The sequence below is a fragment of the Paraglaciecola sp. MB-3u-78 genome, from assembly GCF_002835935.1.
GTDB lineage: Bacteria > Pseudomonadota > Gammaproteobacteria > Enterobacterales > Alteromonadaceae > Paraglaciecola.
On sequence record NZ_PJCF01000004.1, the window covers coordinates 242,029 to 261,853 of the forward strand.

General features: G+C 39.1%; 23 protein-coding genes. 10 read left to right on the forward strand and 13 right to left on the reverse strand.

The window, feature by feature from the left end; all coding sequences use genetic code 11:
* The first annotated feature begins 39 nt into the window (after nucleotides 1-39).
* The 4 genes from CXF95_RS07925 to CXF95_RS07940 all read left to right on the forward strand — a co-directional run bounded on the left by CXF95_RS07925 (nucleotide 40) and on the right by CXF95_RS07940 (nucleotide 3,274).
* Nucleotides 40-1,347 (forward strand): bifunctional diguanylate cyclase/phosphodiesterase, encoded by a 1,308-nt coding sequence (locus tag CXF95_RS07925; protein WP_101198183.1) that lies wholly within the window; start codon nucleotides 40-42, stop codon nucleotides 1,345-1,347.
* 105 nt (nucleotides 1,348-1,452) lie between these two features.
* Nucleotides 1,453-2,520, forward strand: coding sequence for a succinylglutamate desuccinylase (gene astE, locus CXF95_RS07930; RefSeq protein ID WP_101198184.1), 1,068 nt, complete (start codon nucleotides 1,453-1,455; stop codon nucleotides 2,518-2,520).
* An 8-nt stretch (nucleotides 2,521-2,528) separates the two neighbouring features.
* A complete protein-coding gene (locus CXF95_RS07935) occupies nucleotides 2,529-2,951 on the forward strand; it encodes an HIT domain-containing protein (RefSeq protein WP_101198185.1) in 423 nt (140 codons plus the stop codon).
* Nucleotides 2,948-3,274: a heavy metal-binding domain-containing protein gene (locus tag CXF95_RS07940; protein ID WP_101198186.1), complete on the forward strand. Its 327-nt coding sequence runs from the start codon at nucleotides 2,948-2,950 to the stop codon at nucleotides 3,272-3,274. Before CXF95_RS07935 ends, CXF95_RS07940 begins: the two co-directional genes overlap by 4 nt.
* Nucleotides 3,275-3,810: 536 nt before the next feature.
* Here the strand turns inward: CXF95_RS07940 and CXF95_RS07950 are convergent.
* From CXF95_RS07950 to CXF95_RS07975, 6 genes are all read right to left on the reverse strand, one after another.
* A complete protein-coding gene (locus CXF95_RS07950) occupies nucleotides 3,811-4,614 on the reverse strand; it encodes a formyl transferase (protein ID WP_101198187.1) in 804 nt (267 codons plus the stop codon).
* Between the two features lie 36 nt (nucleotides 4,615-4,650).
* Nucleotides 4,651-4,806, reverse strand: a complete 156-nt coding sequence (locus tag CXF95_RS07955) for a DUF2897 family protein (RefSeq protein WP_101198188.1) — start codon at nucleotides 4,804-4,806, stop codon at nucleotides 4,651-4,653.
* Complete coding sequence (locus CXF95_RS07960; protein ID WP_101198189.1) at nucleotides 4,803-5,477, reverse strand: M15 family metallopeptidase; 675 nt, start codon at nucleotides 5,475-5,477, stop codon at nucleotides 4,803-4,805. The genes CXF95_RS07955 and CXF95_RS07960 overlap by 4 nt, the downstream gene beginning before the upstream one ends.
* The gene (gene dapE, locus CXF95_RS07965; protein ID WP_101198190.1) at nucleotides 5,474-6,601 is read right to left on the reverse strand and encodes a succinyl-diaminopimelate desuccinylase; all 1,128 of its coding nucleotides are present in this window, start codon (nucleotides 6,599-6,601) and stop codon (nucleotides 5,474-5,476) included. Before dapE ends, CXF95_RS07960 begins: the two co-directional genes overlap by 4 nt.
* On the reverse strand, nucleotides 6,598-6,942 hold the full coding sequence (locus tag CXF95_RS07970; RefSeq protein WP_101198191.1) for an ArsC family reductase: 345 nt from the start codon (nucleotides 6,940-6,942) through the stop codon (nucleotides 6,598-6,600). Before CXF95_RS07970 ends, dapE begins: the two co-directional genes overlap by 4 nt.
* Nucleotides 6,943-7,209: 267 nt before the next feature.
* Entirely contained in the window at nucleotides 7,210-7,554 is a 345-nt protein-coding gene (locus tag CXF95_RS07975; protein ID WP_232787716.1) for a PTS glucose transporter subunit IIA, read from the reverse strand.
* A 556-nt stretch (nucleotides 7,555-8,110) separates the two neighbouring features.
* Here CXF95_RS07975 and CXF95_RS07985 point away from each other — a divergent pair.
* Nucleotides 8,111-9,178, forward strand: coding sequence for a hypothetical protein (locus CXF95_RS07985; protein WP_101198193.1), 1,068 nt, complete (start codon nucleotides 8,111-8,113; stop codon nucleotides 9,176-9,178).
* A gap of 97 nt (nucleotides 9,179-9,275) precedes the next feature.
* On the opposite strand, the gene CXF95_RS07990 is transcribed toward CXF95_RS07985, so the two are convergent.
* A complete protein-coding gene (locus tag CXF95_RS07990; RefSeq protein ID WP_101198194.1) occupies nucleotides 9,276-10,949 on the reverse strand; it encodes a response regulator in 1,674 nt (557 codons plus the stop codon).
* Nucleotides 10,950-11,292: 343 nt separating this feature from the next.
* On the opposite strand from CXF95_RS07990, the gene CXF95_RS07995 reads away from it, so the two are divergent.
* From CXF95_RS07995 to CXF95_RS08005, 3 genes are all read left to right on the forward strand, one after another.
* Nucleotides 11,293-11,715 (forward strand): universal stress protein, encoded by a 423-nt coding sequence (locus CXF95_RS07995; RefSeq protein WP_101198195.1) that lies wholly within the window; start codon nucleotides 11,293-11,295, stop codon nucleotides 11,713-11,715.
* Between the two features lie 53 nt (nucleotides 11,716-11,768).
* Entirely contained in the window at nucleotides 11,769-13,031 is a 1,263-nt protein-coding gene (glgC, locus tag CXF95_RS08000) for a glucose-1-phosphate adenylyltransferase (RefSeq protein WP_101198196.1), read from the forward strand.
* Nucleotides 13,032-13,255: 224 nt separating this feature from the next.
* Nucleotides 13,256-14,026 carry a helix-turn-helix domain-containing protein gene (locus tag CXF95_RS08005; protein ID WP_101198197.1) on the forward strand — a complete coding sequence of 257 codons (771 nt, stop codon included), beginning with the start codon at nucleotides 13,256-13,258 and terminating at the stop codon, nucleotides 14,024-14,026.
* A gap of 16 nt (nucleotides 14,027-14,042) precedes the next feature.
* Here the strand turns inward: CXF95_RS08005 and CXF95_RS08010 are convergent, their stop codons facing one another.
* Together CXF95_RS08010 and CXF95_RS08015 are read right to left on the reverse strand one after the other, a co-directional pair.
* On the reverse strand, nucleotides 14,043-14,405 hold the full coding sequence (locus tag CXF95_RS08010; protein ID WP_101198198.1) for a carboxymuconolactone decarboxylase family protein: 363 nt from the start codon (nucleotides 14,403-14,405) through the stop codon (nucleotides 14,043-14,045).
* A gap of 77 nt (nucleotides 14,406-14,482) precedes the next feature.
* Nucleotides 14,483-15,472 carry a 2-hydroxyacid dehydrogenase gene (locus CXF95_RS08015; protein ID WP_101198199.1) on the reverse strand — a complete coding sequence of 330 codons (990 nt, stop codon included), beginning with the start codon at nucleotides 15,470-15,472 and terminating at the stop codon, nucleotides 14,483-14,485.
* Between the two features lie 143 nt (nucleotides 15,473-15,615).
* Between CXF95_RS08015 and CXF95_RS08020 the strand changes: the two genes are divergently transcribed.
* Both CXF95_RS08020 and CXF95_RS08025 read left to right on the forward strand, forming a co-directional pair.
* On the forward strand, nucleotides 15,616-16,479 hold the full coding sequence (locus CXF95_RS08020) for a cation diffusion facilitator family transporter (RefSeq protein ID WP_101198200.1): 864 nt from the start codon (nucleotides 15,616-15,618) through the stop codon (nucleotides 16,477-16,479).
* Nucleotides 16,480-16,519: 40 nt separating this feature from the next.
* On the forward strand, nucleotides 16,520-16,762 hold the full coding sequence (locus CXF95_RS08025) for a DUF6868 family protein (RefSeq protein ID WP_101198201.1): 243 nt from the start codon (nucleotides 16,520-16,522) through the stop codon (nucleotides 16,760-16,762).
* A gap of 29 nt (nucleotides 16,763-16,791) precedes the next feature.
* Here the strand turns inward: CXF95_RS08025 and CXF95_RS08030 are convergent, their stop codons facing one another.
* The 4 genes from CXF95_RS08030 to CXF95_RS08045 all read right to left on the reverse strand — a co-directional run bounded on the left by CXF95_RS08030 (nucleotide 16,792) and on the right by CXF95_RS08045 (nucleotide 19,823).
* The gene (locus tag CXF95_RS08030; protein WP_101198202.1) at nucleotides 16,792-17,748 is read right to left on the reverse strand and encodes a universal stress protein; all 957 of its coding nucleotides are present in this window, start codon (nucleotides 17,746-17,748) and stop codon (nucleotides 16,792-16,794) included.
* Nucleotides 17,749-17,769: 21 nt separating this feature from the next.
* Nucleotides 17,770-18,681, reverse strand: a complete 912-nt coding sequence (uspE, locus tag CXF95_RS08035; RefSeq protein WP_101198203.1) for a universal stress protein UspE — start codon at nucleotides 18,679-18,681, stop codon at nucleotides 17,770-17,772.
* A gap of 80 nt (nucleotides 18,682-18,761) precedes the next feature.
* On the reverse strand, nucleotides 18,762-19,229 hold the full coding sequence (locus CXF95_RS08040) for a c-type cytochrome (protein WP_101198204.1): 468 nt from the start codon (nucleotides 19,227-19,229) through the stop codon (nucleotides 18,762-18,764).
* Nucleotides 19,230-19,550: 321 nt separating this feature from the next.
* The gene (locus tag CXF95_RS08045; RefSeq protein WP_101198205.1) at nucleotides 19,551-19,823 is read right to left on the reverse strand and encodes an RNA-binding protein; all 273 of its coding nucleotides are present in this window, start codon (nucleotides 19,821-19,823) and stop codon (nucleotides 19,551-19,553) included.
* Between the last annotated feature and the right edge of the window lie 2 nt (nucleotides 19,824-19,825).

The following is a 19,825-nucleotide window of genomic DNA, read 5'->3' on the forward strand; positions in this document are numbered from 1 at the left end:
AAATAGTTCAGTGGATATATAACGGGCGATAAATTTTTAATGCAACATGAATCATTAATCACCATTCCAAATAGATATGCGTTTTTGGGTGAAATAGAGCTGCTTCTTGAAACAAACACAGAACAATCTTTATTGTTAATTGATATCGTGCGTTTTTCTGATGTCAGTGCCAGCTTTGGATACGATTATGGTGACAAAGTACTATTAGAAATTGCGAATCGTATCGTGTTTCTGTTTGAGAATAACGGGATTTTTGGCCGAATAAGCGGTGATATTTTTGGTTTGATTTTGCCAGGTAACCATCAACAAAAACAGTTGCATGGTTTTTATAGCCATCTAGTTCAACATTTCAAAACGCCGATACAATGTGATGATCACGCCTTTATCGCTGACTTCAATGTGGGTGCCGCATCAAATCCTAAAAACAATAGTGATATTAATAAATTTTTCTCATTAGCTGAAACTGCTTTAAAACAAGCAAAAAATAATAAATTTGATAATTTTCAACATGCTCAAAGTTTAACTGATGATACGTCGGGCCGAGCGCTCGCGCTGAAGGCCGATATTACTCGGGCTTTGGATCAAAATGAGTTAGAAATATACTTTCAACCGAAAATTGAATTAAATACATTAAAGATAATAGGTGCGGAGTGTTTGTTACGTTGGAATCATCCACTAGATGGTTTGATTTTCCCGGGTGCACTAATTGAAGCCGCTGAATCTTACAATATGATGAATGAGCTTGGTTATTGGGTATTAGAACAAGCTTTCAAAGGGGCTGCATATCTGAATAGTGTGGATTTACGATTAAAAATTTCAGTGAATATGTCGCCTTCTCAATTATATGATTTAAATTTTGCCAATAACCTTAAAGAACTGGCGCAAAAACATCAGGTGGAATTATCTCAGTTTGAATTAGAGCTAACAGAAGACGTGGCTTTGTCTAATTCAATTTTAGTTAAAAAACAATTGTCTCAAATTCGAACTCTTGGAGCGACTATTGCCATTGATGATTTTGGTAAAGGTTACTCAAACTTAGCTTATTTACGTGATATTGAAATTGACAGTATTAAAATTGATAAGTCGTTTATTCTGCAGATTGATGAAAGCCCGGTAAATAGAGCAATAGTAGAGGCGAGTCAGTTGATTGCTAAGGCTGCAAATTGTGAACTGGTCGCAGAGGGTATCGAAACTATTCAGCATCTACATATCTTACGTGAGATAGGTGTTTTATCTGGCCAAGGTTTTTTGTTCTCCAAAGCGATCCCATTAAATGAATTTGTTGAGCTAGCCAACAAAGAATTAGCCATTGGCACATCCTTTATGCGTGAACATCAGACGGCTTAACTTAACCTTTACAGGTGTATCCTGAGTTTAAAAGGGGAGTTAATATTCTGATTAGGGTAATATTAACTTTTTAGAATTCATATCTGCAACTAATAACAACTTACTATGGAAACACAAATCGATACATCAATTCAAAACACCATTCAAACGTTAAAGCAGCAGGGCAATTTTCTCTCTTTATCGCGCACTCAACCTGCACTTTTCAGCACTTCTTTTCAGTTTTTTATCGATGCACATACACAAGTTAATGTATTGGCCGAGGGCATTATCAGCTTTGAAACTATTGCCAAGAGTGATAAAGATATTGTGCTCTCCTGTGGCGTCCACGGTAACGAAACGGCGCCCATAGAAATTTGCGACGATTTAGTCAAAAATATTTTGCTGGGTAAAACAGTGGTAAAACAACGGGTGTTATTTTTATTTGGTAATTTACCCGCTATGGATATTGCTGAGCGCTTTATTGAAGAAAACATGAATCGTTTGTTTAGTGGCGAACACCAAAATTTGGCTGCTGGGCAACAGATGAATCATGAAAGGCGCCGAGCAAAACAATTAGAAGATGTGGTTAAAAACTTCTATCTGGGAATACATGCTGTAGAGGGTAGGAGTCGTTTCCATTATGATTTACATACTGCTATTCGCGCATCTAAAAATGATAAATTTGCGGTCTATCCATTTCAAAATGGTAAAGCGTGGGACAAATATCAGCTACAAATTTTGTTAGCCTGTGGGGTGAATACTATTTTACTGTCCGGCAGTCCAACCACAACTTTCAGTTATTATTCAGTCAATGAACTTAACGCTAATGCGTTCACTGTTGAATTGGGTAAAGTGATGCCATTTGGGCAAAACAATATGGATGATTTTAGTGATGTAGTGAACACCTTAACCAAGTTGATTTGTGGTGTTGAGCTGGGACTTAAACACTTTACTGATTCAGATTTTTTGATTTACGAAGTGAATCAAGTTATCAATAAACAGCAAGATGATTTTGTCCTTAATTTTGCGGCAGATGCCCCTAACTTTAGTGACTTTCCTAAAGATTATTTATTAGCTCATGAAACTAATTGCGAGTATCGGACCCAATTTGAAGGGGAAGCGATTGTATTTCCTAACGCCGATGTTGAAATTGGTCAACGGGCATTGTTAACCGTTATACCGACTAATATTTAAGGCTTTGTATGACTAATTTTGTTTTGCATCCACAATTAGAGCAGGATAGTGAATTAGTCACTGAGTTAGTTTTGTGTTCGGTACGACTGATTAATGATGCCAACTATCCTTGGCTAATATTAGTGCCTCGAGTAGCAAACATAAGTGATGTCATTGACCTCAGTGATGCTCAGCAGCAAAGACTATGGCAAGAATCTGCAAGGGTTAGTCGGGCACTTAAATATTTGTTTACACCTGATAAGTTGAATATTGCAGCGCTGGGTAATATGGTACCTCAGTTGCATTTACATCATATTGTGCGGTACCAAAATGATGTAAGTTGGCCTAAACCTATTTGGGGGCAGGTAGCGTCTAAGGCTTATTCTGAAGTGCAATTGACCAAACAAGTAAACTTAATTCAGACTGAAATTGAAGCAAGGAGAGACAAATGATAGTAACCACCACTAATCAGCTAGAAGGCAAAAAAATTGAACAGTATTTAGGTATTGTTGTTGGTGAAGCCGTGATGGGAGCGAATATATTTAAAGATATTTTTGCTTCAATCCGTGACATTGTGGGTGGCCGTTCAGGCGCATATGAAGATGAACTCACCAAAGCACGGAAAATCGGCTTTCAGGAGTTAGAGCACGAAGCTCGTTCTATTGGTGCTAACGCGGTTATTGGTATTGATATTGATTATGAAGTAGTAGGTAAGGGCGGCAGCATGTTGATGGTGAGTATTAGTGGTACTGCTATTCGGTATATTGATTTGTAGGTTTATAAAGGTAGCGTATTGACTTTAGGTGTTACCTTTCAGGCCGGTTAAAACTGTTCCATATTTATCCCAAAAATATGGTCTGCAGGCATAAAAAGTAAGCAAAAAAGCCCGCTCGCCAAACTATGTTCTTCAGCCAATTGTTTTTGATATTTAGCAGGTCGTCACAATGTGCCCCGGCACTCTGTGACTCAATTTGCATCTCGCGCGGCATCCTTGCAAATTGACTTACTAAATATCAAAAATAATTGGTGAACATATATGCGAGGGTAAGGCAAAAGACAAAACAAAAGGATCGGCTTCGCCCAGTTGAACAGCTCGACAAGCGACCTGCATGGATGCAGGAAAGTAGAATAACGCAGGAGCAGTTATCGAGAAGTCGAGATTGGGTGCCGATCATCATGGATGTGCGAGTGACTAAGTTAAAACATTTACATCAGGTAGGACATGAACATTTGTAGCGATTCGAGCCAAAAAAATCAGGACGATGGCGTGTAGCGTGCATTTAGTTTTTAATAAAAAAGTAAAAGGTACCCTTAGTAATATCTCTGGGCAATATCAATAACATCCTGATATTCGTATAGTGTGAGGCCTTTCTGTTTGAAGTTGTTGAGTTCTTGTTCAGAGGGAAATGAAAAGTAGTTACCCTTTGAATTTACAGAGTAACTTGAACATTTTCCGGTGTTTTCTATCTCAGTAATGGTATTAACCACATCTTTAATACCCGTCTCGTATAGGGATAAAGTGTTGTGAAGATAAGAACGCTGATAATCTAAAACTTGCTTAGTTATGCAGATGATTTCACCGCTATCTATGCCACTGTCATTAATATAATGAAGGGTGGTGCCGTATTCAGTATCGTTTTGTTGCATGGCCCTTAAAGTTGCCATTACTCCACGGTATGTTGGGAGTTCACCTGAGTGTAAATTGATCACCCCAAATTTTGGGATAGCAATTACTGCAGATTGCAGGATCAAACCAAAGCGAATTGAAACGATAAGATCTGGCGCAAACGCTTTTATTTTTTCAATTCCCGTCTGACAGTTGATTGAGTGTATGTCTGATACCTCTATTCCCTTTGTTTTGAACCCGGCAAAACTTTGAAACTTTTCGGAATTTAGAGACGGGGGATTTTGCAGGGCAGGGAAGAGTATCTTGTTAAACAAATCTTGTTCAAAGAATGCTAAGTCTACTAAAGATTGAGGTTTGCTTTTGCTGTTTTTGCCCACAGATGATGACAGTAATATTTTAAATTTATGCGCCCCGAGCATTGTTCGGAATAATATATTCAGGGCTAAATTGCTAGCAATATCTTTGTTGGCTAAAAGCAAAATTTTCATATAATAATTAGTTAATCAATAATGATGAGTAAGGGATCAATCATCTTTATCTTCAAAACGATCATAAGATTCATTGTTGTCTTTATTAGGCTTAGGTAGTTTTTGATTGGCACTTTGTTTTAACAACAATATGTTGCCAATAATCAAACCCAAGACCAAAACAAAAATCACCACAACAATCCAAATATTCATACCGTTCCCCTGTTTAAAACGAAGCGCTCATATATGTCAGGCATGTTAGTCACAATACTCTCTAAACCTAAAATATTCGACTTTCTGAGATTATTTAGCAACGCTTGTTCATCTAACTGGGCAAACATTTTGTCTGCACTGGCTTGAAAACTTAGATGCCAAGGCTCCCGAGCAATGCCGCCTTTATATTCAGCATAAGGTCTGCTAAAACCAAACTGAATGGCATGTTCGTTTAGCCAATTGTTGAGTAGGGTGCACGGGCCTTGATCGTATTCACTGCAAACCAACTGAAAGTTATGCTGACTCTTTTCTACAGCCTTTTTGTCATACACGTCTAAATCAGTGCCCCAATGATGACGGCTGGCTCCTGGTAACGCCGACCATGTGAGGATAGCAAGTATCTTTTCTTGGTCGGTCAGGGCAGCGGAATCTAAGGTATTTTCGTTTGCGTCTAACAAGGTTGCTTTGCCGGACCATTTGTTTTGCCAAATACTCAATTGGCGCTCAAAGCTTCGGTAGCTGCTGACAATTTGTATATCTACATTATCTTGTGCTGCGGCCGTTTGCATAAGCTTAAATGCTTCACACACTTCAGGTAATAGTCGAAAATCGTTCTGGCATTCGACTAAAAGACTCTCATCTTTTCCTAAAGTGTGAGCTTGGGTGATCACGCTAGCAGCCGTTGCAAGATATCTTGGTAAATATCAGCGAGGGTATCGAGATCGTCAATTTTCACACATTCATCAATTTTGTGGATTGTGGCGTTAACAGGTCCAAGCTCAATGACTTGAGCTCCAGTTGGCGCAATAAAACGTCCGTCAGAAGTGCCTCCTGCTGTGGACAATACGGTTTCACGGCCTGTGCAATGTTTGATGGCTTGTTGTGTGGCTGCAACTAGCTCACCAGAGTCAGTTAAGAAAGGTTGGCCATTGAAGGTCCAATCAATGTCGTAATCGAGTTTATGGGCATCTAATACTTGGGTCGCTCTTGTGATTAACATCTGGTCAGTCACTTCGGTAGAAAATCTAAAGTTAAAACAGATTTTTAATTCACCAGGGATAACATTACCGGCACCTGTGCCACCATTGATATTAGATATTTGAAAACTAGTCGGCGGGAATGATTCATTGCCCCTGTCCCAAGTGGTGTTAGCTAATTCTGCTAGTGCTAGCGTTGACTCGTGAATGGGGTTTCTGGCTAAGTGAGGGTAGGCGACATGGCCTTGGATACCTTTAACAAGTAAATCGCCGGTGAGTGAACCTCTGCGTCCATTTTTGACGACATCACCCACTTCGTTCGTGCTTGATGGTTCGCCTACTAAACACCATGTGATTTTTTCGTTACGCGCCTCTAAGGTGTCAATAACTTTAGTGGTGCCATTAATAAAAGGTCCTTCTTCATCACTGGTGATTAAAAAGGCAATTGAGCCTTTATGTAATGGATTCGCTTTTACAAAATTTTCTGTGGCCGCTAACATGGCGGCCAAACTGCCTTTCATATCCGCTGCACCACGACCATGTATATAGCCCTCTTTTTCGGTGGCTTCAAAGGGTGGGGTTTGCCAGTTCTTTTCTGGGCCACAAGGCACTACGTCAGTATGTCCAGCAAAACAAAAAAGAGGTCCATCTGTGCCTTTGCGGGCCCAAATGTTTTTAGTGTCGGCAAAGGTTAAGTCTTCAATTTCAAACCCTAATGGTTTAAGGATATTCGCCATCATGTCCTGACAGCCCGCATCTTCAGGGGTAACTGATTTTCTGTTGATCAAGTCTTTAGTTAAATCAAGAGTGCGGCTCATGAGAAAACCTCTGCGAATTGTTCTGCTTTAAAACCAATGAAATACTCATCGTTATGGATCAGTATTGGGCGCTTGATCATGGCTGGGTATTCAAGCATTAATGCTAAAGCTGACATTTTATCAACCCCTTGTTTTTGCTCTTCACTTAACTGTCGAAAAGTAGTGCCGCGTTTATTTAACATTAGCTCCCAGCCCAAGGTTTGTTCCGTTTGTTCTAGCCATTTGGTATCCAAGCCATCTTGTCTATAATCGTGGAAAATATAGTCGATATTGTTTGCAGATAACCAAGCGCGTGCTTTTTTGATGGTGTCGCAGTTTTTAATGCCGTACAGGGTGGTCATGGTGTCCTATTGAGTTCATCTTAAGGGTAATGTACAGACTATAACGATAAAGAGTGGCGCAGGTAAAGGTCGATAACGATGCTTTTAGTTTGTTCTTATTCTTAAATTATATGTAAATCGTCATTATTTTATCTTCGCCAGCGATAACGTGAAAATAGTGCGCTTGTAGGCCTTTATTTTGTCGCTGTTGAGCAAGGTAATGGGACATAAAATGCTGTGGAGATGTCTTTTCATCTTAACCAGCGAAAATTCGGCAAGTAGCTGTCTTTATTCAAAATTTTCACCTTGCTTGACTACTCGCTTAAATCCTTCCCCCATCATAAGGTGAGAATCAATCCCTAGCTGTATTTGTAGCTGTAAGCCATTTTGCGCCTTTATTCTTAATTGATTAGCCAGTTCTGGGAATTGCAGCATAGTACCAGCGAACGGTGCTAATAATTGGTAACCAGAAGGTTTAATGGCAATGCCTTCCCCAAAAAGTCGTTCAGTAAAAAGTGCATGGGGTACTTCATCCAGTGCCAGCACTGTGCCCGATAGCGGGCTATAAATATCGATAGATTTTTTATGAGACGGCAGTGAACTGGCCTCTACAAGGCGACTAAACAACCCCATGATAAACCTTATTCGTGAATCGGGATGATAGGGGATGTTTGTGTTTATTCTGTGAATTAATCTTTAGCATAAGACAATATCGAATTTCATTTTTTGGGTATGATAGCAAAACAGTCGTCCTTAATGATGTCAATTTGGGTTTATCCACTGTTCCTGTGGATAAGTCTGTTGAGTACTGTTTATATGTCGGTTAATAAACTGATATATATAGAGAAATTCCTGTTGGTTGTAAATCACTCGATAGCTAAAAGCTTGATTGAAATTGCAGCATTTTGGGGGGGTATTATAAATAATACACATTTGGGTATATTAGCTTGTTTAGATTTAATTGTGCCGAATGCAAAAAGAATGAATCAAGACTTACCTTAAGTATATTAAGGTATCTGATTTAGATGCATCTATGACACAAGTTGTTAAACTTGGCGGCAGTTATTTAACGGCCATAAAAAACTCAGTGATAGCAGTTATGACTCCGTTATAAAGGAACCGTCTGGCGCAGTATGTGCCATCTATGCTGAGTTTAAAAGATATCTAGCGTTTGAGTAAAAGGAATAGTATGCAGGTTTTGGATATTTATGCTGGGAAAAATGCTCTGGCACGTATTAAACAAGATGGCTTTAGTGCTGATTTATTTGATTATATGTTGGGCGCATCCGGTGGGCCTAAGTGGTTTGTGTTAGCGGGACTTGACCGTTATATTTTTCCAGAATTTTTTGCTGGGAGAACCAGACCTTTAAATATTATTGGTTCGTCAGCGGGGGCGTTTCGATTTGCCTGTTTCGCTCAAAACGACCCCTTGTCTGCGATTAATCGCTTAGCCGAGCGTTATTCTCAGACTGTTTACTCTGATAAACCGAGCGCTAAAGAAATCACGACAAAAGGCACGGCGCTGCTAAATTACGTGCTTGGTGAAAATGGCTGCGAAGAAATTATCAATAACCCAATCATAAAAGCACATTTTATTGTGGCAAAGTGTAAGGGGCTAACTCAGTTCGAAGCAAAGCCATTACAAATGACGGGGTTAATTGCCAGCGCTAGTGCTAACGCACTAAAGCGGAAATGGTTAGAAAAATTTTACCAACGTTATGTGTTTTCGTCGCCTAATTCTGATTTAAATGTCAATGATCCGAATAACATGGCCACATATTCTATTCCTCTTACCCCTAAAAACTTACCTCAGGCCTTGATGGCGTCAGGCTCTATTCCTATTGTAATTGAAGGTGTAAAAATCATTGATGGCGCACCATCTGGCATGTATAGAGACGGTGGCATTATTGACTATCACTTTGATTTAACCTTTGGACCGCAAAAAGGCTTAGTGCTTTATCCGCACTTTTACTCAAAACCTATACCTGGCTGGTTCGATAAGTCGCTTAGAAAGCGGCTACCCCATGCTAACAGTTACGATGATGTGGTAATGTTGGTGCCTTCTGATGAGTTTGTCGCGAGCTTACCTTACGCCAAAATTCCCGACAGAAAAGACTTTGAAGTCATGCCCTCAGCCCAACGTATTGAATATTGGCAAACCGTTATTGCACAAAGTGATATTTTAGGGCAGGCGTTTAAGGATATGTGTGACAATCAAAAAATCGCCGAATATATTAAGCCTATTGAGTTTGGGTGAGATATAAGGAGTGAGGTCAGTGATCTGGGCGGCCATCAGTAGTCATACCCATTAAACTGAGTTTAGGTTAATGACCATCCCATGAGATTAAACACGTTTATTTATTTAATACATCCACACAAATTTGGCTTCTACCTGCATCTTTAGCTTGGTATAAAGCTGCATCGGCGGAGGATATAAGCTCACTGAGTTTCTCGTGATCAGTTGAACTAGCTAAACCTGCACTAAAGCTACAATTAAAGGACTGTTTATCGACAGTATAGTTGATGTGTAAAAAGGCGGTTAAAATGTTATTCATCTTACTTTCGATGACCCTAGGGGTTGCGTTACTAAACACCACCATAAATTCTTCTCCGCCATAGCGGCCAACATAATCAGTGTCGCGCACCGATTGGAGTAATAATTGTCCTAAAGAAACCAGCACCTTATCCCCACCCAAATGACCATATTTATCATTCACTCCTTTGAAATGATCTAAATCAATCATCACGACCACAGCCGGTTTCTCTTGGCGCTTAGAAAGTCTCAGAGAATGAGCTGCGGCATCCATGATTTGTCCGTGGTTAAGTACACCTGTTAAGCTATCCCTAGATGCAAGGTAGCGGATTTCCTGTCCTCTTTGAATACGACTGTCAACCTGTTGCACGATAATGTTAGGTGGGGTGCTTTTGGAGATGACATCATCAGCACCACACTCCAAGACTTCAAGTTTGGTTTTGATGTTATCGTCAGACGTCAGGAAGATAATTGGCACATAATCGTATTTAGCTTGTTGACGTAGTAACCGAGCTACTTCCAGACCACTGATGTTTGGCATGTGCATATCTAACAAAAATACATCGGGATGGAAAGATTCTAATTCTGTCATAATGGCATCGGCTTTACTTATTGCCAGTACCTCAACGTGTTCGTCCTCTAGTAATGTTTTATAAAAACTGCCCACTAAGGCTTGGTCATCTAACAGTAAAATTCTATAGGGTCTGATTAAATCTATTTTGAAATTTTTACGAATTTTGGAGACTAATGTAGTGATATTAACTGGTTTTAAAAGATATTCATTTACTTTTGATCTCACTGCCGAAAGTCTATTTTCAAAGGAACTCGAGGAAGATAAAATAAATACGTCAGTATCGAATGTTCTCAGTTTGACAGCAAAGGCAAACATTTTTTCAGAGGGGTTAGTTGAGTTATCAGTATCAATCAACACTAAATTGTAGGTGTTTTTTTGTAACACTTTTTCGAGCTGTTCGATTGAATTGAACTGGTTGATTGTAAACCCAAATCCAGCAAGAAGTTTAGCGTTAACAGCTGATGTGTTTTCATTGTCATCAATTAATGCAATCTTAATATCACGATAAGACTGTGGGGTGATTTCTTCTTTGTTTTTTTGTGGATCCCGTAATTCACCTAAAAGAGAAGCGGCTTCTTGTAATACCAGCAAAGAATTAGGGGTGTTTCTTGATGCTTCATTCATCGAATTCATATGACGATCAATAAAGGGAATAACAGTTTTTAAACTGTTGATTTGTTCTTCGCAAGGAGCAATTTTTTCTTCAATGATACCGAGCCTATTACTCAGTGTTAAAAAATTAAGTGCACCACTAGAGCCTTTGAGGCTGTGTACTTCAAACCTAAATTTTTTAACTGCTTCCAGTGATTGAGACGTTCTAGCGTTTGACCATAATTTAGTCAGAACGGCAAGTTTGTCATTAAACTCAGCAATAAAGGTGATACGAAACTCTGCTATTTTCTGTTCTAACTTAGAACTCATTAAGACCCTTCCAATTTAAGCGACAACACTATTAACGTTGTTCCCAATAACTGTTTATAACTTACTGATTGATAATGTATATGTACAGAACATTATCAATGTTTACAAGTTTAAGTGGTGATTGTTAAAGAGTAACGGAAATCCATATAATAGTTCAATCCCAAATATTGAATTTGCACCATTATAATTAGATGTCAATCAAATATGGTCGATGTTATTTACCCTGTGAATCGACTGTTTGATGCAGATCAATGTCCCCTAATTTCTTTGAGTTTTAATCAACTAATGATGTTAAACATATTCTTAAAGAAAGTTAGAATTTCATTTAATAGGTGAATTAAATATGGATAGTTATCAAAATATTTTAGTCGCACTGGATCTTTATTCTGATTACAAACCTGTGTTAGAACGAGCACTGAATATTGCTCAAAGTCCGTCGCAAATTAGTCTTGTTTATGTCACTTTCCCGCAGGTTTATTTTGAATCATACGGGGTTGGGGTAGGTACGGATTATGTGAATGATAATCAAGAAAGTGCAAAAGCAACACTATCAGAATTGGCTAAAACACATCACATCCCAGACGCTCAAGTATATGTACCTATTGGCTCAGCAGTGAATGAAATTCATGTGTTGTCTGAAAGTATTAAGGCTGATTTGATTGTTATGGGTACTCATGGTCAAAGTGGTTTGAAGTTATTACTAGGCTCTACTGCCAATGGTGTATTGCATGGAGTGAAGTGTGATGTGTTGGCAATCAGAATTTAATCAGCAATTATCAGCCATCCTAATATCAGCCATATTTATATCAGGTAAACATTATGATCTCCTCCAACTCACGTTACGTTAGTCAAATCACACGAGATACCTTAGCCTTGATCCTTGCAGGAGGTAAAGGCAGTCGTTTGTGTGAGTTAACCCAATATCAGGCTAAACCTGCGATTCATTTTGGTGGAAAATTCAGAGTGATAGACTTCCCCTTGTCGAATTGTATTAATTCAGGGATAAGACAGATTGGGGTCATGACCCAATACAAAGCCTATTCATTAATACGTCATTTGTCTCGAGGGTGGGGGCATTTAAATCGAGAGTTAGGTGAATACGTTGAACTGTTACCTGCGTCACAGCAATATTCTCCCAGTTGGTATGAAGGTACGGCGGATGCGCTGTATCAAAACATTGAGTTTATTCGTGAACATGTACCTAAGTATGTGGTGGTGCTGGCAGGTGATCATATCTATAAAATGGATTATGGCGACATGTTAGTCCAACATGTCGAAAGTGGTGCAGATATGACGATATCTTGTATCGAGATGCCAGTTAAAGATGCGGCAGGTGCCTTCGGTGTGATGTGTGTGGATGAACACAATCGGATCACTGATTTTTGTGAAAAACCCGATAAACCTTGTCCCCTCAAAGACAAACCTGATTACACATTGGTATCCATGGGCAATTATGTGTTCAATACAGAATTTCTCATTCAGCAACTGATAGCGGATGCTAAAAACCCAGACTCGCAGCATGATTTTGGAAGAGATATTATTCCTGCTGCAATTAATACTAATCATGTGATGGCGTTTATGTTCCTTTCGGATGATGAACAATCTGCTCCGTATTGGCGTGATGTGGGAACCTTAGATGCATTTTGGCAGGCCAATATGGATCTTGTTGCTATCACCCCAGAATTAAATATCTATGATCAAGACTGGCCCATTTGGACGCATCTGAAACAATCACCTCCAGCCAAATTTGTTTTTAATGATGATGGCCATCGTGGCTATGCTGTGGACTCGATTGTGTCAGGTGGTTGTATTGTTTCTGGTGCCGAAATTAGTCAATCATTGTTGTTTTCAGATGTGCATGTTCACTCATATAGTAAAATTGAACAGTCGGTGATCCTGCCTCAAGTTGATATTGCTCAGCATGTTAAAATTAAGCGCGCAATTATTGATACTGGCTGCCGAATACCTGAAGGAATGAGCATTGGGATCAACAAAGAACATGACATTGCACGGGGATTTCGTATCAGCCAAAATGACATAGTATTAGTGACTAAAGACATGATAAACCAAGGAGATAACTAACAAGGTTGTTCAGACAGTAATATGTAACTTAGGATCCCTGCCTAGGGGCCTGAGTATCGTCCAAAGTTCTTTTTCTTAAAAACGTTCCCTATTCGTTTCCTAAGTACTTTCCGAAGTAAATTACGCAGAATAACGAATACCCCAGCGCCCAGCTAATCTTTATTATTTAATCTTGATCTATATCAATGGCAGTTAGCCTTTGACTTATCTTCTAGGATTGACAAATGTCTATACATACAAAACCGCAGCCTTCACTTTGCCAACATTGCACCATGTCTGACATGCGTTTTTGTCAAGTTAACAAAAGTAAAGTAGAGCCAAAAGTAAAATATCATAAGGTATACAATAAGTCGGACGTATTATTTGGATCTGGCCAGATATTTGATGCTATTTATATCTTGCGTAGTGGTTCAGCAAAATCTTCCGTTTTAGCTAATAGTGGTCATGAGCAAATTAGTAGATTTCACTATCCAAGTGATTTGATTGGTCTGGATGGTTTTGACAATGGATCCCATGCACAATCGATAAAGTTCTTGGAAACCAGCAGTGTGTGTCGTATTGGCTTAGGAGAGTTGGATAAGGCCATGGTGAATTCAGCAAGCATCAGATACAAATTGTTGCAAGGCATGAGTCATGCACTGAATGATGAAGATAAATTTTTACTTAGTTTAAATAACATGAATTCTGCTGAGCGCCTTAGCTCATTTTTATTGGACTTGTCTTCACAATTTGAAAACAGAGGGTTATCTGGCAATGTGTTTGACTTGAGTATGACTAGAGTGGATATTGCCAATTATTTAGGCATGGCGATTGAAACTGTTAGTCGGTTACTCACTCAGTTACAAAATGAAGATATTATTGAGGTGGAAAAACGCCGCGTCAAGATTTTGAACTTTAGAAAACTAAATCAATGTCTATTACATGAACGTGAACCTCATATTTTACTTACAGCCAAAACTCGTCAACTCAACAACATTCAAGCTCGGGTTGCTTAAATTTTTTGCGACACAGTTAAATAGGTGGGTTTTGTTCTTTCTCAAACTCATTCAGGGCTTCCAAAGCTTCACAGCCATAGACCATGGATGGTCCGCCACCCATTAAGATTGCTACGCCTATTGCTTCCACTGTCTCTTGCCTGCTCGCGCCTGCGTTTAATGCATCATGCACATGAAAAGCAATACATCCGTCACAATGCACTGCTATGGCAATACCCAGAGCGAGCAATTTTTTTGATTTTGTATCCAGAGCACCTTTTGAAACTGCCGAAGAATGTAATGCTCCAAAGCCTGCCATCACCTCTGGTATTTCTGATATTAGTTTTGCACTGAGCTCTTTTAGTTGTTCATATCGTTGAACATGGCTGGTAGTTGTCATAGCTGTCTCCAATAGGTTGCAGTGAAGTGCTGTTTACCGGCTCGTTGATATTGATGTTGATCAATTAATTTTAAATTTCAAAGCACGCCATTTTGAACGCTACCATCTTGTTCGAATTGACTGATATTCGAAAGGGTAGTTTGCGCGATGTTGAGCATCGCTTCTTGAGTAAAAAAACCTTGATGACTGGTCACAATGACATTTGGGAAGGTCGTTAATCTGGCTAACAAGTCGTCTTGTATCCCTTGAGCAGAAAAGTCTTCAAAAAACAAAGCTTCTTCTTCTTCGTAAACGTCAAGTCCCAATAAACCTACTTTACCCGATTTAAGAGCATTTATGATGGCTTTGGTATCAACAAGTTTGCCTCTGCTGGTATTAATAATAGTAACGCCGTCACGCATTTTGGCTAAAGCTTTTTGACCTATCAAATGATAGGTGTCTGGGGTAAGCGGACAATGCAGTGAAATAACATCAGCACGACTAAGCAGGTGGTCGAGAGAAACATAAGTAACGCCAGACTTAATACACTGTTCATTGTGAACCACATCATAAGCAATAACATTGCAGCCAAAACCTAGCATGATGTTAGCAAAAGCTTCACCAATCTTACCTGTGCCTATTATCCCAACTGTTTTGCCATGTAAGTCAAAGCCCATTAAGTTACGCAGTGAAAAATCACCTTCACGTATGCGATTATGAGCTCGATGGATACCTCGATTTAAACATAACAACAAACCCACCCCATGTTCTGCCACTGCATAAGGAGAGTAGGCAGGAACACGCACCACAGGTAGTGAAAGCTGTTTCGCACAGGCTATATCCACATGATTAAATCCCGCTGAACGAAGAGCAATGAGCTCAATCCCTTTATCCTTCAACTTATGTAACACCTGGGCATCTAAATTGTCGTTAATAAAAGCGCACACCACTTTTTCATCACTGATCAGCGATGTGGATTCGAGATCTAAGCGAGATGAGAAATAACGAATCTGGTGAGTACCAGCAGAATTTACACGATCAAAGTATTCTTGGTCATAGGGTTTAGTATTAAAAAAAGCGACTTTCACTGTGAAGACTCATATCTATTTTGGTTAGTGTCATTCTAGAAAATACTCTAACTTGCTCATTGACCCTGATCAATTAATTTTAAAGATAAGCTGATATCGTCGTCTTAACAAAAATGTATATTGCGGTTTCCAAAGGTGAAACGATGCACGTTAGAAAGGTTCTGCTTATTGAAGGCAGTGTAAATGCACTGATCACGGCAAGCAAAATGACGGTTGGGTTAATGACCGGGTCAGCAGCAGTATTAGCAGATGCGGTGCACTCCCTCACTGATTTGGCAAATAACCTTTTTGCTTGGTTAGCAGTAAAAATTGCTGAATCACCTGCCGATAGTTCCCATCCTTATGGTCATCAGAAATTTGAACAATTAGCCGTGTTTGGACTTGCGTCTTTGTTAACTATAGTCGCATTTGAAGTGATAGTGAATGCAGTCGAACGATTTGGGCAGCCAGTCGAACAAAGCATGTTGGGGTTGGTTATATTAATTTTTTCCTTGGTAATCAATATATGTTTGACGTTCTGGGAGCGTTATTGGGCTAAAAGGTTAGTCTCAGAAATATTACATGCAGACGCCACCCACACCTTAAGTGATGTGTTGACCAGCGCAGTGGTGATTGTCGGATGGCAATTAGCGGCTCGGGGATACTATTGGATCGACACTGTATTTGCGCTAATTGTATCTAGCATTATTTTTTATTTGGCATTCAAACTTTTTCAAAGGGCAATACCGGTGTTGGTTGATCAGAGCCGTTACCCCCCAGAGGAATTAAAAGCCGCTGTTAACAAAATTCCAGCGGTGATAACTGTAGGTAATATTCGTTCTAGAGATACAGGCAAGGGGCAGGCAGCTGATGTCACTGTAACTGTTTGTGCCAGTCTTAGTACATTAGAATCACACCAAATAGCCGATAATATTGAGCGTGTGTTAGCCCATAAATTCGATATTCAAGATGTTGTGGTCCATATCGAACCTGATGTGGACCAAGAAGTAAGTGATCAAAATAGTTAGTAGTAAGATTACTAAATTTTTCATCTGACAGGACATTATTATGCTTATTTCAGAACTCGCTAGTTTTTTTGCATGGTGTACACTGATTAACTATTCGGTGTTGTTGATATGGTTTTTAATATTTAGTTTAGGCCATGACTGGTTGCACTTGATGCATGGGAAATGGTTTGAATTGACCGAACAGCAGTTTGATTTAGTCAACTATTGTGGCATAGGGCTTTTTAAGTTATTTATCGTTGTATTTAATTTAGCGCCATATATAGCGCTAATTATTATCGATTGATTATATTCTCTACTCCATTCGTCTCTCAATCAATGGAACGGTGCTTCGAAGCCTTTGGGTTTAACCGCTAGCAAGTCACAGTCAACTGCTTCGACTAATCTTTGGGCTGTGCTACCCAATAACCCCGTGCGATAGGTGGTACCTAATACTAGAATGCCAGCGTCAAGTTGAGCTAACGTTTTTGGCAGTACATGGTTGATATCGCCAGAAATGATATGTTGATTTTCGCTGTTGGGTACATATTCAGAGCATTCTTCTGCAAATTTAACATTATGTTGATACCTTAATTGTTCAAGTACCATGGATTCATTTTGATGTTCGTCAACAGAAAATACATCTGCCCACATGCCACTTTTATCGACTGCTTCAAGTAAGATATCCCAATAACTAGGATCAAAGCAGTGTAAAGCGTGCAAAGGCATACCTAGACTTGAAGACATGGAAAAGCCTGCTTTGAGAATATGCTTGTCCAACTCACTTTTTTTGCTTAAGTTATGCTCAGGATCGATAGCTGCGACTACAGAGGTGTTTTTAGTCCATTTACGATTTTTAACTAATAAAATGGGTACCGGGCAGGCTTTCAGCAAATACCAATCTGTCGGAGTAAACAGGCGCCTCGCTATGACTTTATGTTGATGAGTCGCCTTTATCACTAAATCAGGTTTGAAGCTGTCTACTACTTTTAATATGCCTTGATAAATGGGTGAATGCCACATCACTTCAGTTTCATAAGTCACATTTTCTTGCGCGTGCTGTGAAATCAGTTGTTTGAGTCTGCCTTGATTCATTTTGATGATTTCAGCTTTGGTTTTCTCTAGTTGTTTTGGGGTCAATAAATTACTGGCCATCACAGCAGGATAATACAAACAGCTCAATAATTTAATGGTTATAGGTTGTTGTTTAGCAAAGTGTAATGCTTTGCTAAGTGCAGGTTGCTCTTGTTTATCAGGATCAATATCTACGAGTATTTTTTTAATGGTTTGCATCAAGTATTGCCTTACTGCTAGTTATAAATTTGGTTTCAGGGTCAATATATCGCAGTTCATATTTGCTAAAATATGTTCCGCGGTATTACCGATAAAAGCCCCTGATAAACCGGTTCTGCCTACCGTGCCTAAAATGAGTAGCTGTGCATCAATTTTCTTTGCAATATCAGGTATGACGATATCCGCCCGACCTTCTAATACATGATAGGGATTAATAAACAAATCATGTTCTTTAAGCAAGGTTTCCATTTTGTTTTTATGGGCATTAGTGGTGTCAACTTTAATGCTTTGAAAATCGATATTTGCCCAACCTACATCCATAGAGGGTCCCATGTTGGGCGTCTCAAACGTATTCACGCTGTGTAATTGGGTTTTCGTCACCTGGGCAAGCATTTTCGAATATTCGAGTATATTGTGATTGAGTGCGATGTGCTTTGTGTCTCTGACAGTGGGGTCTATGGCTGCCAATATTGGTTTGTTCACCCAATGTGAGTCTCTAATCAGCAAAAGTGGCGCTTTGCAATAACGGAGTAAATGTCTATCAACGGGCATTGCAAAAGGATTGATATTGAATCTGTCGGCCGTAATGCATTTGATCACCAAATCGGGTTCAAGCTCATTGACAATTTCTTCGATGGCTTCATGTAGCTCTCTATGCCATGCCACATTGACACTGCAACTGATACCTTTTTGATCTAAATCATCAGCTAAGGTATCCATATATAAATACCTGTCGGCCATATATTGGCTTTTCATTTCTTTACGATGTTCACTGGACAAAACATCGGTTAACTCCATTACTGGTTCGTAAATGGAGTTAAATAAATGGATATGAATGTCATCTAATTCGGCAAACTTTAACGCCCGTTCTAACGCTGGGTGTTCAGTATGTCTGCCACTTATCACCACTAATATTCGTTTAGGTGTTTTCATTTTTACCCTCTCAAGTATTTCATTTATTGAATTGTACCGAGCGCCGTTCTAAGTCGCTTGATACAGATCAAATACCCCTGTTACAACATTCTATATTGGCCATAATGTGTGTAAGTAATGGGTTTAACCTCGTATTTAGGTTGCAAAAATGAGACTAAATCAATCAGTTCTTGCACTGTCATAACGTCATTAAATACCCGCATCTTTGAAGTCCCATCCTCGTTAGTGAGTTTTTCTTCGATAGACTTGTTTCTGGGTGCTAATTTATGGGACGGGTTAATAACAGATGTCACTAACTGAGCGTAGGTTTTCACCATAGATGATGTGCCACCTAGTGGAACTAATGTATCAAACTCTTTGATGAGTGAATTATCTTCATAGCCCTTTAAGGCATGGCAAGACTGACATTTATATTGCATAAACACTTTTTCACCCTTTGCGATATCTCCTTCAGGTAAACTAAAACCTTTAGGGGAATCAGGGCCATAGCTACAAGCAGCCATAACAAAAAGTAAAATAATTGAGGTAAACCAAATTAATGTTTTCATGTTGATGCCTTATCTTTGTTATTAGACTAGGCATTAACATAAAGGAAAAGTCAGGGAAGTGGGTAAAGGTTAGCGGTGTTTATTGATAGGGATCAAATTTGTGGATAAAAGCCTTAGACTCTAGGTTATTTCCGGAAAAAGGATGCAACTTATATTTTGCATTACCATCTGGAATAAATCTTATATGCGGACTTTATTGACAATTATAAAAATCAATATCTAAAGTTTGCAATCGATTAGAGCGGTTTTTTGATAATCAAATACATGGAACAAAGCAACCACAGGAAGTGTTTTTAAATCTGCTCGGATGCCATTGTTGCACTAATTTGTTTTTGGCTTAGCTTGAGTGACAACCTTATCTTCTGCATATTTAACTCTAATTTTGTTAGCACCTAACATACTGTCGTTAAGATTTTTAACTGCGACTTTTGCTTCACCGGCCTTAGGCATTTCAATAAACCCAAATCCTTTTGATAAACCATTAGATTTTTCTTTGACTATATCGCTAGATTGCACTTTACCATGTGCTTCAAAAGCGGTTTGTAGTTCTTGTTCGGTCGTTTCTCTGTCAAGATTTCGGATTAATATTTTCATAT

Excerpts from the sequence above, each read along its gene's own strand:
- CXF95_RS07925 (WP_101198183.1), top strand. The coding sequence starts at position 40 with ATGCAACATGAATCATTAATCACCATTCCAAATAGATATGCGTTTTTG.
- astE (WP_101198184.1), top strand. The coding sequence starts at position 1,453 with ATGGAAACACAAATCGATACATCAATTCAAAACACCATTCAAACGTTA.
- CXF95_RS07935 (WP_101198185.1), top strand. The coding sequence starts at position 2,529 with ATGACTAATTTTGTTTTGCATCCACAATTAGAGCAGGATAGTGAATTA.
- CXF95_RS07940 (WP_101198186.1), top strand. The coding sequence starts at position 2,948 with ATGATAGTAACCACCACTAATCAGCTAGAAGGCAAAAAAATTGAACAG.
- CXF95_RS07950 (WP_101198187.1), bottom strand. The coding sequence starts at position 4,614 with ATGAAAATTTTGCTTTTAGCCAACAAAGATATTGCTAGCAATTTAGCC.
- CXF95_RS07955 (WP_101198188.1), bottom strand. The coding sequence starts at position 4,806 with ATGAATATTTGGATTGTTGTGGTGATTTTTGTTTTGGTCTTGGGTTTG.
- dapE (WP_101198190.1), bottom strand. The coding sequence starts at position 6,601 with ATGAGCCGCACTCTTGATTTAACTAAAGACTTGATCAACAGAAAATCA.
- CXF95_RS07970 (WP_101198191.1), bottom strand. The coding sequence starts at position 6,942 with ATGACCACCCTGTACGGCATTAAAAACTGCGACACCATCAAAAAAGCA.
- CXF95_RS07975 (WP_232787716.1), bottom strand. The coding sequence starts at position 7,554 with ATGGGGTTGTTTAGTCGCCTTGTAGAGGCCAGTTCACTGCCGTCTCAT.
- CXF95_RS07985 (WP_101198193.1), top strand. The coding sequence starts at position 8,111 with ATGCAGGTTTTGGATATTTATGCTGGGAAAAATGCTCTGGCACGTATT.
- CXF95_RS07990 (WP_101198194.1), bottom strand. The coding sequence starts at position 10,949 with ATGAGTTCTAAGTTAGAACAGAAAATAGCAGAGTTTCGTATCACCTTT.
- CXF95_RS07995 (WP_101198195.1), top strand. The coding sequence starts at position 11,293 with ATGGATAGTTATCAAAATATTTTAGTCGCACTGGATCTTTATTCTGAT.
- glgC (WP_101198196.1), top strand. The coding sequence starts at position 11,769 with ATGATCTCCTCCAACTCACGTTACGTTAGTCAAATCACACGAGATACC.
- CXF95_RS08005 (WP_101198197.1), top strand. The coding sequence starts at position 13,256 with ATGTCTATACATACAAAACCGCAGCCTTCACTTTGCCAACATTGCACC.
- CXF95_RS08010 (WP_101198198.1), bottom strand. The coding sequence starts at position 14,405 with ATGACAACTACCAGCCATGTTCAACGATATGAACAACTAAAAGAGCTC.
- CXF95_RS08020 (WP_101198200.1), top strand. The coding sequence starts at position 15,616 with ATGCACGTTAGAAAGGTTCTGCTTATTGAAGGCAGTGTAAATGCACTG.
- CXF95_RS08025 (WP_101198201.1), top strand. The coding sequence starts at position 16,520 with ATGCTTATTTCAGAACTCGCTAGTTTTTTTGCATGGTGTACACTGATT.
- CXF95_RS08030 (WP_101198202.1), bottom strand. The coding sequence starts at position 17,748 with ATGCAAACCATTAAAAAAATACTCGTAGATATTGATCCTGATAAACAA.
- uspE (WP_101198203.1), bottom strand. The coding sequence starts at position 18,681 with ATGAAAACACCTAAACGAATATTAGTGGTGATAAGTGGCAGACATACT.
- CXF95_RS08040 (WP_101198204.1), bottom strand. The coding sequence starts at position 19,229 with ATGAAAACATTAATTTGGTTTACCTCAATTATTTTACTTTTTGTTATG.
- CXF95_RS08045 (WP_101198205.1), bottom strand. The coding sequence starts at position 19,823 with ATGAAAATATTAATCCGAAATCTTGACAGAGAAACGACCGAACAAGAA.